The following is a 16,687-nucleotide window of genomic DNA, read 5'->3' on the forward strand; positions in this document are numbered from 1 at the left end:
AAAGAATTACACACGGAAGTGAGCAAAGGCACGGTTAGATTCCGCCATACGGTGGGTATCTTCCTTACGCTTTACGGCTGCTCCTTCTCCTTTGCTAGCTGCAATTAGTTCGGCGGCCATTTTCTCGGCCATTCCTTTACCAGAACGCAGACGTGCAAACTTGATCACCCACTTCATACCGATAGACAATTTGCGCTTGGCGCGAATTTCGGTAGGAATCTGGAAAGTAGCACCGCCGATCCGGCGAGAACGTACTTCTACTTGTGGCATTGCATTGTTCAATGCTTTCTTCCACACAGCGTGTTCGTCTGATTCGGTACGCTCCTTGATGATATCCATTGCGTCGTAGAACACTTTGAATGCGGCGCTCTTACGGCCTTCCAACATCATCATGTTTACAAACTGAGTTACCATCTCGTCACCATAGCGGGGATCGGGAGCAATAATTCTTACTTTTGGCTTTCTTTTCCTCATTGTTCTTTATTAGCGGTTTCTGCCGGTTAAATAAATGGCGGCGGCCCGATCAGTAGCTACTGGGCGGACAAGGAAACATAAACGTTTTTAGCTCTTAGGACGCTTCGTTCCGTACTTAGAGCGACTCTTTTTACGATCGTTTACACCCGCAGTATCCAGGGCACCACGTACAATGGTGTAACGTACACCAGGTAAGTCTTTAACACGACCACCACGGATAAGTACGATTGAGTGTTCCTGTAGATTGTGGCCTTCACCAGGGATGTAGGCAATTACCTCAATGCCATTGGTCAGGCGCACTTTGGCTACCTTCCGCAGAGCAGAGTTTGGTTTCTTAGGAGTCGTTGTGTATACACGAGTACACACACCACGCTTCTGAGGACATGAGTCCAGGGCACGTGACTTGCTCTTGGTCACAATCTGCGTGCGGCCTTTCCGCACAAGTTGATTAATAGTAGGCATACGCTGCTTTAATTAAATAAAGGTCACTTTACACAGTTCCTCGGTCTTGCCAGAGGCCTACACCAAACAGTTGAAACTTAATTTATTATAAGCTCGCCCTGTCCGGTATGTGTTCAAGGAAAATGTATCCGACATTATTGCGGGGAACATCCCTTGCGAAAAAGCGAATGCAAAGGTACGCTTTATTCTTTGAAAACCAAAAGGGTAGTCAACTTTTTCAGGAGTAAATTTGGGACGCTATATCCATAGGCCCCAGAGAAGCTTGGTTCGTGCCTGTGGATGCTTTAAAGTGGCGAATAATATTTGCACAAAAAGGGGCTTCTACCAACATATATTTTTACAAGAAACTATTCTCGCCCGCTTTAAAATCGCAAAGTTTTTTCTTGGAAAGCGCATCAATTAAAAATCTTGTCCCGAAGAACACCTAATTTAACTATCTATGGGCAACACTCCTTCAGTGATTACCCGCGCAAGGGGTGGGAGCCAATTTGCCACCGAACGAAGAAGAGGTGGCCGAGTGAATAACGAGTGGCGGACGACCCGACCCCGACCAACGGGAGGGGATGCGCCCAAATACAAAACACCCTCTCCTACCGTTTTATTCAGCAGGAGAGGGCATTTAGACAATACTAGCAAACCGAAGGTAAACATACTCTTAGAACCAACCGGCCCCAAGCCCACGGAACGGCCAAGGAATGCTAAGCAAAATCAAGGCCAAGCCGATAGCGTAGTAACGCACAATGGTACGGTGCCCCTGTGGTGCAGGGATTTGCTTCTTGGCTTTGATATAGCCTACAGTGATCAAAGCGATGGCCAGCAACATAAGGGTGATGTGCTCTACGGTGTAGAAACGCAGCATAGAATCCTTCATGACACCACTAGCGAATTGAACCTTGGGACTGATAAAATAGAGGATAAAGCCCAATAAAAGCTGTACGTGAGTGAAGATGAAGCCCAACAAGGGGAGTTTGCCATCGGGGTAGGCGGTTTGTTTGGACCATTTGCCCCAGGCAGTAACGATAGCCAAGACTAGGAAAATGAGTACCAACCAACGGAGCCCAGAGTGGGCATGAACGAGCATACTGTGCATAACTAAGTTCTTTTTTTTTGCAAATATAGGAAATGCGACTGCGAGCGCGCGTAAAATTTTATGTCTACCCAAAACAATGCCTACCTTTGAGGAAATTAAACTTAGAGGATGCACAGATCTGGATTTGTAAATATCATAGGTAGGCCCAATGCTGGGAAGTCAACGCTGATGAATGCACTGGTAGGCGAGCGGATGTCGATTATTACGGCCAAGCCGCAAACGACCCGGCACCGTATTATTGGTCTACTAAGTGGTGATGATTTTCAGATTGTGTTTAGTGATACACCTGGGATCATCAGTGATCCGGCCTATAAGATGCAGGAGGCGATGAACCGTTTTGTGGAAACCACCTTTGATGATGCCGACATTATGCTTTTTGTGGCAGGCATAGACGAGGTGTTTGAGGATGACGACCCCATCATGGAGCAGCTCCGTAAAATAAAGGCTCCTATTTTTCTGGTGCTCAACAAGATAGACCTTTCTAACCAGAAAGAGGTGGTGGCAAAAATAATGGAATGGCAAAAGCGGATTCCTTTTAAGGAGATCTTCCCGCTGTCGGCTTTGCACCAAGAAGGTACGGCAGGTTTACTAAAGATCATCACACAAAGCCTGCCCGAAGGGCCGGCTTACTACCCCAAGGATCAGCTGACCGACCGGCCCGAGCGCTTCTTTGTGAGTGAGATTGTGCGGGAAAAGATACTGGAAATTTACCACCAGGAAATCCCTTACTCCGTAGAGGTTGTTGTTGATTCTTTTAAAGAAACCCAAACGACCCGGGGGGAAGACCTGATTCGTATTGCGGCTACCATCTTTGTGATGCGACCTACCCAAAAGAGTATCATCATCGGTAAGGGTGGTGTATTAATCAAGCAACTGGGTACGGCAGCGCGCACTTCGCTAGAGGCCTTTCTGGAGAGTAAAGTGTTTCTGGAATTGCATGTAAAAGTGAAAGAAAACTGGCGTGATGACGATCAGTTGCTGAAGCGGTTTGGTTATTAGAGCGTGGAGATTGAACCACATAAGGCACCTGAGATTTTTTTTTAACACATAGGCACATTAGATTTTCACGTAGCCACATAGGTTTTTTTTAACCAAATCAGGAAATATCAGGGGTACGCTGCCAGGTCAAATTCATGAATTTGACCTGGCAGCGTAATTAAACCTACCGAGATAGCAATTCATAGCCCACCCAAAGGGTAAGTCCCTGGTGATAGAACTTTGCGTCGCCCATTGGTTCGCCGTTTATATCAGTGATTTTAAAATTCTCAAAATTGGTAAGGTCACGATTGGCTCGGAGGCCGAACACCCATTGCTTGAGATGGTACTGCAAGCCTAGGTTCACTCCGAGACCGAATTCATTTTCTTCAATGGTGGGGCTCTCTTCAAAAGTTCCAATCGGAGTTATGAATCGCTGGTCAAGCAAAAAAGTAAGTTCTGGGCCGAGTGTTACCTGCCAGTTGCCGAAAGAATAAGCGGCTGCTACTGGCAGAGAAAAATAATTAAACCTCACCCCCATGTCCCTGGCCCCTTCTGAATTCCAGTCTTTTTGCGTCCACAGCAGTTCTGGCTGAAGGCTCAATCGTTGGGAAAGAGGGACCGAAAACCACACGCCCAGCTGGGGTTTCAGATTGGTCGCAAATTCGGCCGGTTCGCCATCATCAACTACTAGATCGACGTTATTGAGATGTAGCCCCGTTTTAAGTCCAAATTGAAGCTGTGCAGAAATTGAAGTTGTCCCCAGCAATAACAATAAGGCTCCTAAGAGAATATGTTTCATATTATATGTTTTTTTGTGTTCGTATATTAGCAACCACTAACGAGATCGTAATTGATGCCCTGCCCACAGGGTAAGCCCCTGGTGGTAGTATTTTCCACCCTCAATGGGTTCTCCATTGAGGTCTGTAAACCTTAGTTCTTCAAAAGTCGTAAGGTCTCGACTGGCCCTCAAACCTATTATCCATTCCTTTACATGGTACTGCACACCAAAGTTGAGTCCTAAGCCAAGGGCGAAATCTTCGGAAAAGGCCCCTTCTTCATTAAAACCAAGAATCGGCTTGATAAACCGTTGATCCAATAAAAAATTGACTTCCGGACCAGCAGTAAACTGCCAGTTTTTGAAGCGATAAGTAGCTGCAACTGGCAGCGACAGGTAATCAAAAATCATACCTTCCAAAATATACAATTGCTCATCGAATTGCCAGACTTTGTGCACCCAAAGTAATTCTGCCTGCAAACCCAGCTTTTCTGAAAAGGGCGTGTACCACCACACTCCCAGTTGAGGTTGGCGAAAGACACTCGCTTTCTCTCCTCCCACAGCAAGATCAGGAAATGTCTCTTCGTAGCCCCCTTTCACTTCACCAAGGTAAAGGCCTAGTTTGACACCAAACTGCGCTTGAGCTAAACTGGTAGTAAGCAGTGATAAAAACACCCCTACAAGAAGCAATACCTGTTTCATATTATGTAGTTTTAAGCTTTAATAGTATACCCTACCCAAAACACCAATCCCTGATGGTATTGCTTTATTTCACCAATAGGCACACCAGAGAGTTCGAATACCGTAAAGTTTTGAAAGCTGGTAAAACTACGGTGATAACGAAGCCCCAGCACCCAGTCTTCTTTCTGATATTTAAGTCCGACATTAGCGCCAAACTCCAGGTTGTCCTCCTTTATCGCGGTACTGAGCATAGCTCCGGTCCCTCCTGGGTCCTTTAGCGTTGCAGAAAGCATATAGCTAACTTCTGGTCCTAGCTCAACAGACCAATGCTCATGGAAACGGTAACCCACTAAGAGCGGTAAAGAAAGGTAATCAAAATTGGTGTGATCGAGGTCCTCGTTGGTAGATTGGTACTTCAGGTACTTTTGCGTCCAAAGCAATTCCGGTTGTAGTACCAATTTCTCGGTTATAGGTAAAGAAAGCCAAGCGCCTACCTGAGGTCGGACACCTGTGGCCATTGGCAGCCCTCCGAGGTAACCCTCTTCGGTAAATCCATTAGAATAGCTCCCTACTTCGTCTACATTCGCAATATTCAGACCTGCTTTAATGCCGTAACTGAACTGCCTTTGCCCGTAAATAATAGATGATAAAAAGACGAACGTGATCGTCAATAATACTTGGTTTTTCATAAGAGAAGCGTTTTGCCTATAAAACGGTCTCACCATAATGGATATATTCCAGGGCTAAATTTTAACACCGAAGGCTATCAGCACCAAGTGCCCCTACTTGGTCGTTTCTCCTACAAACCAACTGTTAATCTTTTCTTATCATCTTAAAGCGAATAAACTTTCCGATCTTCGCGACGTATTTTTGTACTTACCTCCTTATTGTATATCTGGTAAATACCTTTTTTTCTTCAACGCTACCTATTCTATGAAGTTTTTCTATACCCTGGCATTATCAATGCTTTGTAGTTTTGGCTGGAGCCAAATTCTGGAGCCCGTAAAATGGGAAATGACCAGCGAATCAATCGGCAACAACGAATATAAACTTGTCTTTACCGCACATATTGACGCCGGTTGGAGCATTTACTCTCAATTCACAGAAGATGGCGGCCCTGTTCCGACCTCCTTTAACTTTGATGATGGAGATCACTATGAACGCCAAGGAATAGTTGCTGAAAAAGGCAAGAAAAAAGAAGGTCCAGACCCCTTATTTGACAATGTTACGGTCATCAAATTTACCAAAGGGCCCGTCGTTTTTACCCAGAAGGTAAAAGTAACAGACTACAGTAAGCCCGTTGTTGGGTGGTTGGAATTCATGACCTGCGACGATGAGCGCTGCCTCCCTCCTACCGAGATAGATTTCAGCTTCAAGCTCGAACCTGCCGCTGCGGCACCTCAGGACACTCCTAAAAACGAACGCGCCGAAGCAACACCGACCACAGATAATGCTGCCCAACAGGTAGAGGAAACGGTAGCCCAAGCCTCTGGCCGCGGTGGGCAGCCCATCACATCGGCCAAAGCTATCGAAGCCAATACCGCCACTGAAACCATCCTGCAGCCCGTGCGCTGGGAAGTACAAGTAGACGAGTACGGTGACCAAGATTATGAAATCACCTTTACGGCTAATTTACAAAAAGGGTGGAACCTCTACAGCCAAGGCACTGAAGATAATGGCCCCATTCCTACTGCTTTTTACATTCAACAAGGAGAGGAAGAAGTGATTCTTCCTTTTCAGGAAAGTGGTGATTTAAAGGAAGGTATGGACCCTGTTTTTGGGGTAATCGTCAAGAAATACGACCACGGCCCGGTAACATTTAGTAATAAAAGCACCGGAGACCAGCCCCTCAAAGGAACGATCGAATACATGAGTTGCGACGATACGCGTTGCATTCCGATGAATACCGATTTTGCGATCAGCTTCAATCCTTTGAGCATTACTGTTGGTGATCCGGATGCAATACCTGCACCTACAGATGCCACTGAAACAACACCCCCTCCTGTCAGTATAACCCAAAGTTATGGTAGCGAAGCTTTCCAAACGGCTATCGCAAATACAGAAACGCTAGGCGAATGCAACGATGAAGTAACCGTAGAATCCGGCAAAGGCATCTGGCAAATTTTCGGCCTCGGGTTTCTTGGCGGCTTGATTGCACTGCTTACACCTTGTGTATTTCCAATGATTCCATTAACCGTTAGCTTCTTCACCAAGAGCGCAACGACACGTAAAAAAGGAGTCTCTAATGCTCTTATGTACGGTTTCTTTATCTTTTTGGTGTACCTGCTCCTAAGTATTCCGTTCCACTTGATGGATACCATCGATCCGGATATTCTAAACAAGATATCGACTTCGGTCCCGCTTAATATTTTCTTCTTTGCCATCTTTATTGTTTTTGCGATCAGCTTCTTTGGGTATTTTGAACTCACTGTTCCTGAAAGCTGGACCAACAAGGCCAGCTCGGCAGAAGGCTCTGGCGGTATTTTGGGTATTTTCTTTATGGCCTTGACCCTGGCACTTGTTTCCTTTTCTTGTACAGGGCCTATCCTGGGATCTTTACTCGTAGGTGCACTTAGTGGCGACGGAGGAGCTATGCAGCTCACTGCTGGCATGGGCGGCTTTGGCTTGGCTTTGGCTTTGCCTTTTGCCATCTTTGCAGCCTTCCCTGGTATGATGAAATCATTGCCGCGCTCCGGTGGCTGGTTGAATACCGTAAAGGTGGTACTTGGTTTCGTAGAATTGGCTTTGGCACTCAAATTCCTCTCCAATGCGGATTTGGTAGACCACTGGGGCTTTCTCAAAATCGAACTCTTCCTGGGTCTGTGGATCCTGATTGGTATTGGCCTTGCACTCTACCTGTTTGGTAAAATCAAATTCCCACACGATAGCCCAATAAAAAAACTTTCACCTATCCGAGTGGGGCTAGCTGTTTTAACCATCGCTTTTGTAGCTTACCTGATGACCGGTTTCCGCGTAGATGCAGAGAAAGAAAGCTACCGACCACTTACCTTACTAAGTGGTCTGGCGCCACCGGTATGTTACAGCTTCTGGCGCCCTTGTGATTGTCCGCAGCAGCTGGATTGCTTCAAAGATCTGGAAGAAGGCTTGGCCTTTGCCAAGGAGAACAACAAGCCCGTAATGCTTGACTTTACAGGCTATGCTTGCGTAAACTGCCGTAAAATGGAAGAAAATGTATGGCCAGAACCAGAAGTCTATCCTTACCTGAAGGACGATTACGTAGTGATCAGCCTTTACGTTGATGACAAGAAGGAACTGAAAGAACCTATGATGGTCACCACCACCAGCGGTCGCGAACGCGAGCTAGATGAAGTGGGCGAAAAGTGGGCGCACTTCCAGCAAATTTACTTCAACCAAAACTCTCAGCCGCAGTATGTACTGATCAGCCCTGACGGACAGCGCCTCAACAGTCCTGTCAACTATACGCCAGATGTTGAAGAATACGCAGAATTTTTACGCTGCGGATTGGAGAATTTCCGCCGTTTGTCGAAATAGTAGCGACATTTTAGTAGCCTCAGAAAACAATTCCCTGCATCGTGAACCGTTGTGGGGAATTGTTTTTTAGGCAGGTAGGCTACAGGGAAAATAATTCGATCATGGACCATCAATACATCAACATCGCGCAGAGCATTGTCCATTATTCGGGCCACTTTTTGGTGCCGGGTCTATTGGCGTGGCTGTTTTTCCGCTCCAATTGGCAGCGCGCTTGGTGGATTATGATTGCGACCATGCTGGTGGACCTGGATCACCTCCTTGCAGATCCTCTTTTTGACCCCAACCGTTGTAGCATTGGCTTTCACCCTTTACACTCCTATTACGCCATTGCCATCTACGCGCTGTTGTTTTTCTTTCCTCGATTTCGCATCATCGCCCTCGGGCTTTTGTTGCACATGCTTACTGATTACCAAGATTGCTGGTGGATGTGATAGGTTCCGTAATTTTCATTCTCAGGGCGTGCCCACTCCGTGGTCGCTACGTTACAGGGCTCGCTTCTCGCTCGGCCAGCTCTCCCGATGAAATCGGGATCGCCGTCTGGCCTCCCCCAGGTCGGCCACCCTTCCACATCGCTCACGCGTTCGGCGCTTTATCATTCCAATATGCAAGTATATTCCTGCCTCACCTTGATAAAACAGAAATCGCACATATGGGGGCGGCGAATAATATACCCGGCACTAAGTGGTATAACCTCCTCCCTTTAATACTAATCTTTTGCCACTGAGCTTCGTTGCTCATCACTTGCGTAGCTTTGGCTATGCTCGTTCTTCGCGCCTCGCTCAACACCAAAACCTCTAGCCTGAAATGGGAAACTTATTATTCGCCGCACCTTAAGTCTTGGTTTATCCTTACTTTTGTAGCCAGTTTGCTTTTTTAAACTTTCAATACGGCAGTGCCGCAAGAACATGCTCGATGACAACCGCCCTTTGACGGATTGGCTCCCTATCACCAAGAAAGAGGTAGAGATGCGTGGCTGGGAAGAAGTGGACGTGATCCTCGTCTCTGGGGATTGCTATGTCGATCATCCTGCCTTTGGTACCGCTGTGATTGGTAGAATCATGGAGAGTGAGGGCTTACGAGTCGCTATCATCCCTCAGCCCAACTGGCAGGATGACCTCCGCGATTTTAAAAAATTTGGACGTCCTCGCTTGTTCTTTGGGGTCACCTCGGGCTGTATGGACTCGATGGTCAATCACTATACAGCCTCCAAGCGGCGACGGTCTACCGACGCTTATACTGCTGGCGGACACGCTGGTTTCCGTCCTGATTACGCGACGGTTGTCTATACTCAAAAGCTTAAAGAACTCTACCCTGATGTGCCTGTGCTGATTGGTGGTATCGAGGCTTCATTGCGTCGAGTCACGCATTACGACTACTGGAAGGATGAGTTGTTTCCCAATATCCTGACCTTAAGTGGAGCCGACTTACTGGTGTACGGTATGGGCGAGCAACCACTGCGTGAGATCATTCGCCTTGTACAACGTGGCGTGCCCTTTGATCGACTGACGACCATTCCACAGACTGCCTTTCTTCAGGATAGGGAAGCAGAACCGCCTAAGAACAAAAATTGGGAGACGCTAGAATTGAGTTCGCACGAAAAATGCCTGAAGGATAAAAAAGCTTTCGCGGCCAACTTTAAGCACATTGAGCAAGAGTCCAACAAAGTACAAGCGCGTCGCTTGACGCAAAAAGTGAAGGACAACCTGCTGGTCATCAACCCGCCTTACCCGCCGATGATTGAGGATGAGATTGATGCCTCGTTTGACTTGCCTTATACCCGTCTTCCTCATCCTAAGTACAAGAAGCGGGGTACTCCTCCTGCTTATGAGATGATCCGTTTTTCGGTAAACATGCACCGGGGGTGTTTTGGTGGTTGTAGTTTCTGTACTATCTCGGCCCACCAAGGCAAATTTATTGCCAGTCGCTCAGAGGAATCCATCATGAAAGAAGTGGATGTCGTGACGAAGATGCCCGACTTCAAAGGCTACATCAGTGACTTGGGAGGTCCTTCGGCCAATATGTACAAGATGAAAGGCAAAGTGCAGGAAATTTGCGACCGCTGTGTAGCTCCCTCCTGTATTCACCCGGTGATTTGTAGCAACCTCGACACCAGCCACAAGCCCATGACGGAGCTCTACAAAAAGGTAGATGCTCACCCCGAAGTGAAGAAAGCCTTTGTGGGCAGTGGTATCCGCTATGACTTATTGGTGGATGATTACAACAAAAAGAACGACGGCAGCCTCGACGAATACCTCGAACAGGTAGTAACCTGCCATATCAGTGGTCGCCTGAAGGTGGCTCCTGAGCATACCAGTGATGCTACGCTAAGAATGATGCGCAAACCTTCGTTCAAGCATTTTCATGCTTTCAAAGAGAAATACGAAAGGATCAATAAGAAACACGGATTAAATCAGCCATTGATTCCTTACTTTATATCCAGTCACCCTGGCTCTACTGCTGAAGAGATGGCCAACCTGGCCGCTGAAACCAAGGATATGGGCTTCCGTCTGGAGCAGGTACAGGATTTCACGCCTACGCCAATGACCGTAGCCACCGTAGCCTACTACACCGGCCTGCACCCCTATACCTTGCGCCCCGTATACACGGCTCGTAGCCCCAAGGAGAAAAAGCAACAGCACATGTTCTTCTTCTGGCACAAACGCGAAAACTACCAGCAGATCAAAGACAAACTCATCGGTATGGATCGTGAAGACTTGATCGAAAAACTACTGGAAGACAAGAAGCGCCACGCCAAGCGCGAGACCATCAAAGGCCGTGTAAAAGCAAGAAGAAAAGGGCACAAGGGAAGGAAGAAGAGGTAAGCAAAATCGGAAGTAGGAGATCGAAATTCGGAAGTACCCCCCCGTAGCGTCGCAATACATTGCGGCGGTGTAAGAGCTTGGTGGTTTGCTCGTTGATGGCTCAGCCCCCTAGTAGCATCAAATACCTCCGACTTCCCATTTCCGACCTCCGACTTCGATCACGGTAACTACAACTTATAGCTTACCCCCAACAGAAATTGATCTGTTCTTACTTTAACCTCGCCGTCAATCAGGCTATTGGACTGCTGCTGAGTTGTGAGTAAAGGGTTCTCCAGAGATGCTTTTTGCCCGTAAAGTCGGCTGAACGTAATAGGTGCTTGTAAAACTACTCCTAACCGTGAAGTAATACGGTACTCAAACTGGGTCAAAAAACTGCCCGTAACCCCCAACTGTGTCAATGTGAATGGAAAGCCTGCCGAGGTGCTGGGGACAGACCTGTAGTATAAAAAAAAGGGATCGACAGCAAAACCGAGAGATGTTGTAAAACGCTGACCAGAAAATGCGGTAACTCTTTTACTTAAAGCCCATCGTAAAGCCAGGCTTATCTCTCTTCTTTTTTCACCAGAAGTAGGTTCGAAAATTCCGGTACTCGAATCTGATCTTACCACATCAGCAGTACTATTATTGAAACTAGCACGGAGGATACCCCAGCTTTGCCGAACACCATTTGCGGAACGCTTTTCGATACCTATATATGGACTAACCCTGAAATCTTGCCTAAGGGCATAATAATTGGTAAGCGTGTTATTCTCGTAAAATCTGGCGACTGATATTTTAGTAAACAGGTCACTGCCCATTAAACCTGTGGTTAACCTGATCTCAGCATTTTGGGCAAAAGTTGTGAATAGAGAGAGACAAAAACAAAGAGAGAGGAAGTTGCGCATATTTGAATTAGTTTAAGACGAAAACGGATTGGGTAAGATTCCTATTTTTCTTTAACATAATTCAAAGTCAACGTCGTAGGTACAACCTACGACGAACAGGGACGAAAACGGAGCAGAAGAAGTTCCTATTTTGCTTTAACACAATTCAAGGTCAGCCGTAGGTACAAGTTATAGTGAATAGAAGTAAGAACGACCTCGAATGAGGTCGAACATCAATTCACGTTAGATGATTGAGTAGAAAAAATAAAATGGAGGAATTCCTTTTTTGACGTCATGTACCCACCAGGAGCACCGATGGGCTGCAAATCAGGCGTTAGCTTCAAAAGGCAAGGCTGAAAATTATGTCCGTAGCTACGTTGTAATTCAGTATTAACTGCGCCTTGGGTCTCTCCATTTGCTAGTACTGTCCGGTCATCGGTCATTAGCAGGATGCAGACATGTTGTTTGAGTACAGTCTTAAGCTCTGGATCGTGTAGTAAACCCAGGGGTTTTCCCGTTGGGCTAGCGTAGGCCGCAAAAATTAATAAAATGGGCCGGTTAGCTTCAGTTGCTACTTTGATCCCCTCTTGGTAATCAGTATAAAACTTGACGACTTCTTCTCCATCAGACAAACAGGAGATGAAGAAGAGTGGCAAGAAAAGTAGAAGCAGTAACCGCTTATTCATTCTATGATGCTACGTTGATACCGTACTTAATTAAAACTAGTTTTCCCGTTCCCGGCCTAGCGCTGTGGAAGGGTGGCCCGGCGCTGACGGGCCAGACATATTGTGCCACGGGTGAGTAGCGCAGCACGAGCCATTGGCGCAATATGGCCGAGCGAATAGCGAGCCCTGCAACATAGCGACCCGACTCAAGGAGGGTAGGCCCCAAAAACCAACCATCGAACAATCCAACCAACTACTTCACCGCCTCATACATCAACTGCACATCTTCGAGGGAAAATAATGCCCCCAGGCCTGTCTGAAAGTTCAATTCCTGGTCGCCTTGCAATTTCACGAAACGAAAACCGTAAGTAGCGGTGCTGTCAATCATAGATTGGTAAATAAAGCCGGCTACTTCCTCCTTCACAATCTTTTTGAAATAGCGATTATCACGAACATTCTCCATATGTTCATTTTTGAGGTGAGCTATATCATTGGTAATGGCAGGACCGTAGAACAGTTGGATACTGTAGTCGCTACCTCCCTTTATGGTGAGATCACTGACAAGCGCTGACTTCAAGCTGCCCACTTTCACCTCCGCATCTGGAGGGGCTAAAACAGACACAGATACGCCGTACGGCAGTAAATCCAATGGCTGCCAACCCCGAACGTGACCGTCGGCAGAGCAGTTGCTAAGGGAGGAGACCATAAAGAGGCAAAACGCAGCAAACAGGCTGCGAGATAAAGCGGTCATAGTTGTTTACTTTTGGTGTTGAGGTCGCAAAATTGATTCTCTGATATCCTTTATACTTGAAATCAAAAAAAATCACGCTCCGTACCTGTAGCTAACAATTTTCGTTTCAGTTTGATCACAAAAATTTGCAGCGAAAGTTAAAATCCTGTACATCTTTTTAAACCGAAAGGCAAGAAAAGACAATTCGGGCAATTGACCAACAAAAAATTTTAAGAACCGCAGAAAAAGCCTATAAATGTCTTAAAAGCTTTACTTTTGTCGCGATTAAGCACGAAGCCAGTAACTGGAGTATGATTCAAAGCCTGCACATAAAAAATTATGCCCTCATTGAGGTGCTGAATATATCATTCCCTGAGGGCCTGACCATCATCACTGGTGAGACAGGTGCGGGAAAGTCTATTATCTTAGGTGCACTCGGACTAATCATGGGAGAGAGAGCCGACACCAAAGCCCTCTATGATCCTACTACAAAATGTGTGATTGAAGGGCGGTTTAAAGTCGGTGAATATGGCCTGCGGGATTTTTTCGTGGACAATGACCTCGACTACGAAGACGAACTCATTATCCGCCGTGAAATAACCCCTAGTGGTAAAAGCCGGGCTTTTATCAATGACACGCCAGCCAACCTAAAGCTACTCCAAAGCCTGAGTGCCGTATTAATCGACCTGCATCAACAATTTGACACCCTGGACATTCATCAGATGGGTTTCCAGCTGAGGCTATTGGATGCGCTGGCCGAAAACAAAGCACTACTCCAAAGCTATCAGGAAGGCTACCGGGCTTATAGCAAAGCTAAATCTCGGCTAGAGCAACTACGCAACCAAAACGCGAGCGCTAATCTGGAGCTAGAGTTCAAGCGATTTCAGTTTACAGAACTACAGGAAGCCGAACTGTTGGCCGACGAACAAGAAAGCCTGGAGACAGACTTTGCCAGCCTCAGTAATGCCGAAGACACCAAGCGTTCGAGCGCTGAAGCTTTTCAGTTTTTGTGCGAAAGTGAGCAATCTATCGTAGATCAGCTACAAACGCTTACCCAATCACTACAGAGTTCTGCCAAAGTGGACCCCGTAGTGGCTGAGTTACAGGAACGGCTCCTCAGTTTAACCGAAGAACTCAATGATATAGGCACCTCACTAGAGCGCCATGCTGAAGCTACGGACTATGACCCCGAACGGATTCAGGAGATGCAGGCCCGCTTGGACATGATCTACCGTTTACAGAAGAAGCACCACGTCACCAGTATAGAGGAACTCTTGGCTATCCAGGAGGGATTGCAAAAGGATTTAAGTCTTTTTGAAAATGTCGACGAGCAGATCGAGCAACTGACCAAACAGGTCGAAACCGCAGAGAAGAAGTTGCGCCAACAAGCACAAGAACTCAGTAAAAAACGCCGGGCGGTAGGCCCAACCTTTGCTCAGGAAGTAGCCACTACTCTTGCTGACTTGGCGATGCCCGCAGCTCAATTGGTGGTTGACATTCAGGAATTGCCGCAGCTGAGTCTTACTGGGTTGGATGAAGTGCAATTCCTTTTCTCTGCCAATAAAGGCAGCGCCCCCAAGCCAATTAAAAATGTTGCTTCCGGTGGCGAATTATCGCGCCTGACACTGGTCACAAAATCGTTGGTGGCAAGTGCCATGGCGCTTCCAACCTTGATCTTTGACGAAATTGATGCAGGTGTATCCGGCGATGTGGCCCTCAAGATGGGGTACATCCTGCGCAAGCTCAGCAATCATCACCAAGTAGTCGTCATTACCCATTCGCCACAAGTAGCTGCCCGGGCAGATGAGCACCTCTTTGTCTACAAAAAAGAAGACGGTGACCGCACCATGACCAAAGTACGGCAACTAGCCGCAGAAGAGCGAGTGAGAGCTATTGCCGTTATGCTAAGTCAAAACCCACCCAGTAGTTCTGCCTTGGAGAATGCAAAAGAGCTGATTGGTTAAATATAGCAATGGGCATTTCTTATCTTCGCAGATCAGAAAAACATCTGTTATGCGAAATATATTTTTATTCTTAGGCCTATGCCTGACGCTTTCTCTAACTGCTCAAATAGAACTCCAGGAAGCTACTCTGCTCGGCAATTGGGACGATCCTAATCTAGTAGGTTCTTCTGCTTACGACAACACCTACAATGATGTTTGGGGCCTAGCCATTGGTGGTCGGGAATACGCCGTGATCGGATCTACTGCGGGCACCCATTTCTTAGATGTCACCAACCCTGATGATATTCGCCAAATGGATTTTGTAGCAGGTGGCTCTGTGGGCCCTTCTATCATCCATCGCGACTTTCACCATTACGGTTGCTACCTATATAGTGTAGCAGATGAAGGCAGTAATAGCACCTTGCAAATCATTGACATTAGCACCTTGCCAGATTCGGTATCCGTGGTTTACGATAGTGCGGAAACCTTACAGCAATCACATAATATTTTCATCGATAGCCTAAAGGCAAAACTCTATTGCCTGGCGGCTTATGGAGGTACAGCTGGAGGGTCAGCATTGCGTATTTACGACATCAGTGAGCCTACAACACCAGTATACCTGGCCGAATACTCCAATTTTGGCGGGCTTTCGGTGGGGCATGTTCACGATGCTTACGTTCACGACGGGCTGGCTTACCTCAATTGTGGTTATGATGGCTTCGCGATGGTGGATTTCACTGATCCTATGAACCCTCAGACCTTAGGAACAATGGAAGACTACTCCTTCTCTGGCTACAACCACTCGGGCTGGCCCAGCAACGATGGCCAATATTACTACCTCGGTGACGAAAACCACGGCTACCCGATCAAAGTGATTGACGTGAGCGACCCAACGGACCTACTGGATATTGGCGTGCTAGCTGCACCAAACCCTGAATTATCGCAAACCATTCCACACAATCAGATTGTCGCCTGTAATTACCTCTACGTATCGTACTACTACGATGGGCTGATGGTCTATGATATTTCTGATCCCGCCAACCCTCTGCCTGCATATTATTACGACACTTCTAATTGGGTATTTGACCATAGCTATCGCGGGGCTTGGGGCGTCTATCCGTTTTTACCATCTGGCAACATTCTGGTTTCAGACATGCAAAAAGGCTTATTTGTAATACGAGGCCCGGAGGCCGAGTGCTATCAGCAAACAGAAAGCGTACTCAACTGCGGCATTGTCAACAGTACGGAACAACCAACGTGGGTAGGAGAAATAGGTATCTTCCCACAACCGGCATCTAGCGCTATCAACCTGCAACTCCCACAAAGTGCAACGACTACGGAAGCCAAACTCCGCCTACTGAACCTAAGTGGCCAAGTGATCCATACCTTTACCACAACAACCTTGAACACAGGTAACACCTCACTAGCCTTACCCACCTTACCGAATGGGATGTATCTGCTAGACATCCAGGCAGAAGAATGGCATATGACCCAGAAGGTGATTATTCAAAATTGACCATCTTTGTTTTTGGGCCATGCCGGTATTAGCGTTGCGGTGCAAACGCCAATACGGCACCAGGCTGTCCACTGCGCTGTAAGGGCGGGTTTAGACCCCACCCTTACAGCGCAGTTACCATCCTATTGTCCTTGCGCCATCCTGGCACCGAGCTCCGGCCTCACGGCCTGCGCAC

Annotated in this window: 15 protein-coding genes; 6 read left to right on the top strand and 9 right to left on the bottom strand. The window is 47.0% G+C overall.

Features of this window, described 5'->3' with window-relative positions:
• Nucleotides 1-6 precede the first annotated feature (6 nt).
• From rpsG to ACRBG0_RS03580, 3 genes are all read right to left on the bottom strand, one after another.
• The gene (gene rpsG, locus ACRBG0_RS03570; RefSeq protein WP_020535262.1) at nucleotides 7-474 is read right to left on the bottom strand and encodes a 30S ribosomal protein S7; all 468 of its coding nucleotides are present in this window, start codon (nucleotides 472-474) and stop codon (nucleotides 7-9) included.
• 87 nt (nucleotides 475-561) lie between these two features.
• Nucleotides 562-936 (bottom strand): 30S ribosomal protein S12, encoded by a 375-nt coding sequence (gene rpsL / locus ACRBG0_RS03575; protein ID WP_020535263.1) that lies wholly within the window; start codon nucleotides 934-936, stop codon nucleotides 562-564.
• Nucleotides 937-1,591: 655 nt separating this feature from the next.
• Nucleotides 1,592-2,026: a cytochrome B gene (locus tag ACRBG0_RS03580; protein WP_431485536.1), complete on the bottom strand. Its 435-nt coding sequence runs from the start codon at nucleotides 2,024-2,026 to the stop codon at nucleotides 1,592-1,594.
• Nucleotides 2,027-2,134: 108 nt separating this feature from the next.
• On the opposite strand from ACRBG0_RS03580, the gene era reads away from it, so the two are divergent.
• Nucleotides 2,135-3,025 (top strand): GTPase Era, encoded by an 891-nt coding sequence (gene era / locus ACRBG0_RS03585; protein WP_431485537.1) that lies wholly within the window; start codon nucleotides 2,135-2,137, stop codon nucleotides 3,023-3,025.
• 163 nt (nucleotides 3,026-3,188) lie between these two features.
• On the opposite strand, the gene ACRBG0_RS03590 is transcribed toward era, so the two are convergent.
• The 3 genes from ACRBG0_RS03590 to ACRBG0_RS03600 are packed head-to-tail and all read right to left on the bottom strand — an operon-like array spanning nucleotide 3,189 to nucleotide 5,149.
• A complete protein-coding gene (locus tag ACRBG0_RS03590; protein ID WP_431485538.1) occupies nucleotides 3,189-3,803 on the bottom strand; it encodes an outer membrane beta-barrel protein in 615 nt (204 codons plus the stop codon).
• 36 nt (nucleotides 3,804-3,839) lie between these two features.
• Nucleotides 3,840-4,481 carry an outer membrane beta-barrel protein gene (locus ACRBG0_RS03595; protein WP_431485539.1) on the bottom strand — a complete coding sequence of 214 codons (642 nt, stop codon included), beginning with the start codon at nucleotides 4,479-4,481 and terminating at the stop codon, nucleotides 3,840-3,842.
• A gap of 11 nt (nucleotides 4,482-4,492) precedes the next feature.
• Nucleotides 4,493-5,149 (bottom strand): outer membrane beta-barrel protein, encoded by a 657-nt coding sequence (locus ACRBG0_RS03600; RefSeq protein WP_431485540.1) that lies wholly within the window; start codon nucleotides 5,147-5,149, stop codon nucleotides 4,493-4,495.
• Nucleotides 5,150-5,393: 244 nt separating this feature from the next.
• On the opposite strand from ACRBG0_RS03600, the gene ACRBG0_RS03605 reads away from it, so the two are divergent.
• The 3 genes from ACRBG0_RS03605 to ACRBG0_RS03615 all read left to right on the top strand — a co-directional run bounded on the left by ACRBG0_RS03605 (nucleotide 5,394) and on the right by ACRBG0_RS03615 (nucleotide 10,795).
• Entirely contained in the window at nucleotides 5,394-7,973 is a 2,580-nt protein-coding gene (locus ACRBG0_RS03605) for a protein-disulfide reductase DsbD family protein (protein ID WP_431485541.1), read from the top strand.
• A 101-nt stretch (nucleotides 7,974-8,074) separates the two neighbouring features.
• Nucleotides 8,075-8,404, top strand: a complete 330-nt coding sequence (locus ACRBG0_RS03610; RefSeq protein WP_431485542.1) for a DUF6122 family protein — start codon at nucleotides 8,075-8,077, stop codon at nucleotides 8,402-8,404.
• A gap of 474 nt (nucleotides 8,405-8,878) precedes the next feature.
• Nucleotides 8,879-10,795 carry a YgiQ family radical SAM protein gene (locus tag ACRBG0_RS03615; RefSeq protein ID WP_431485543.1) on the top strand — a complete coding sequence of 639 codons (1,917 nt, stop codon included), beginning with the start codon at nucleotides 8,879-8,881 and terminating at the stop codon, nucleotides 10,793-10,795.
• A 167-nt stretch (nucleotides 10,796-10,962) separates the two neighbouring features.
• On the opposite strand, the gene ACRBG0_RS03620 is transcribed toward ACRBG0_RS03615, so the two are convergent.
• The 3 genes from ACRBG0_RS03620 to ACRBG0_RS03630 form a co-directional block, all read right to left on the bottom strand.
• A complete protein-coding gene (locus ACRBG0_RS03620) occupies nucleotides 10,963-11,679 on the bottom strand; it encodes a hypothetical protein (RefSeq protein WP_431485544.1) in 717 nt (238 codons plus the stop codon).
• A 212-nt stretch (nucleotides 11,680-11,891) separates the two neighbouring features.
• Nucleotides 11,892-12,344: a hypothetical protein gene (locus ACRBG0_RS03625; RefSeq protein ID WP_431485545.1), complete on the bottom strand. Its 453-nt coding sequence runs from the start codon at nucleotides 12,342-12,344 to the stop codon at nucleotides 11,892-11,894.
• A gap of 232 nt (nucleotides 12,345-12,576) precedes the next feature.
• Nucleotides 12,577-13,074, bottom strand: coding sequence for a hypothetical protein (locus ACRBG0_RS03630; RefSeq protein ID WP_431485546.1), 498 nt, complete (start codon nucleotides 13,072-13,074; stop codon nucleotides 12,577-12,579).
• A 290-nt stretch (nucleotides 13,075-13,364) separates the two neighbouring features.
• On the opposite strand from ACRBG0_RS03630, the gene recN reads away from it, so the two are divergent.
• Nucleotides 13,365-15,017 carry a DNA repair protein RecN gene (recN, locus tag ACRBG0_RS03635; RefSeq protein ID WP_431485547.1) on the top strand — a complete coding sequence of 551 codons (1,653 nt, stop codon included), beginning with the start codon at nucleotides 13,365-13,367 and terminating at the stop codon, nucleotides 15,015-15,017.
• A 49-nt stretch (nucleotides 15,018-15,066) separates the two neighbouring features.
• Complete coding sequence (locus ACRBG0_RS03640) at nucleotides 15,067-16,512, top strand: choice-of-anchor B family protein (protein ID WP_431485548.1); 1,446 nt, start codon at nucleotides 15,067-15,069, stop codon at nucleotides 16,510-16,512.
• The last annotated feature ends 175 nt before the right edge of the window (nucleotides 16,513-16,687 follow it).

This window comes from Lewinella sp., assembly GCF_050633125.1.
Lineage (GTDB): Bacteria > Bacteroidota > Bacteroidia > Chitinophagales > Saprospiraceae > Lewinella.

Coding starts and splice junctions, on each gene's coding strand:
- ACRBG0_RS03610 (WP_431485542.1), top strand. CDS start 8,075: ATGGACCATCAATACATCAACATCGCGCAGAGCATTGTCCATTATTCG.
- ACRBG0_RS03595 (WP_431485539.1), bottom strand. CDS start 4,481: ATGAAACAGGTATTGCTTCTTGTAGGGGTGTTTTTATCACTGCTTACT.
- ACRBG0_RS03605 (WP_431485541.1), top strand. CDS start 5,394: ATGAAGTTTTTCTATACCCTGGCATTATCAATGCTTTGTAGTTTTGGC.
- recN (WP_431485547.1), top strand. CDS start 13,365: ATGATTCAAAGCCTGCACATAAAAAATTATGCCCTCATTGAGGTGCTG.
- ACRBG0_RS03600 (WP_431485540.1), bottom strand. CDS start 5,149: ATGAAAAACCAAGTATTATTGACGATCACGTTCGTCTTTTTATCATCT.
- ACRBG0_RS03580 (WP_431485536.1), bottom strand. CDS start 2,026: ATGCACAGTATGCTCGTTCATGCCCACTCTGGGCTCCGTTGGTTGGTA.
- ACRBG0_RS03640 (WP_431485548.1), top strand. CDS start 15,067: ATGCGAAATATATTTTTATTCTTAGGCCTATGCCTGACGCTTTCTCTA.
- ACRBG0_RS03625 (WP_431485545.1), bottom strand. CDS start 12,344: ATGAATAAGCGGTTACTGCTTCTACTTTTCTTGCCACTCTTCTTCATC.
- rpsL (WP_020535263.1), bottom strand. CDS start 936: ATGCCTACTATTAATCAACTTGTGCGGAAAGGCCGCACGCAGATTGTG.
- era (WP_431485537.1), top strand. CDS start 2,135: ATGCACAGATCTGGATTTGTAAATATCATAGGTAGGCCCAATGCTGGG.
- ACRBG0_RS03615 (WP_431485543.1), top strand. CDS start 8,879: ATGCTCGATGACAACCGCCCTTTGACGGATTGGCTCCCTATCACCAAG.
- ACRBG0_RS03630 (WP_431485546.1), bottom strand. CDS start 13,074: ATGACCGCTTTATCTCGCAGCCTGTTTGCTGCGTTTTGCCTCTTTATG.
- rpsG (WP_020535262.1), bottom strand. CDS start 474: ATGAGGAAAAGAAAGCCAAAAGTAAGAATTATTGCTCCCGATCCCCGC.
- ACRBG0_RS03590 (WP_431485538.1), bottom strand. CDS start 3,803: ATGAAACATATTCTCTTAGGAGCCTTATTGTTATTGCTGGGGACAACT.
- ACRBG0_RS03620 (WP_431485544.1), bottom strand. CDS start 11,679: ATGCGCAACTTCCTCTCTCTTTGTTTTTGTCTCTCTCTATTCACAACT.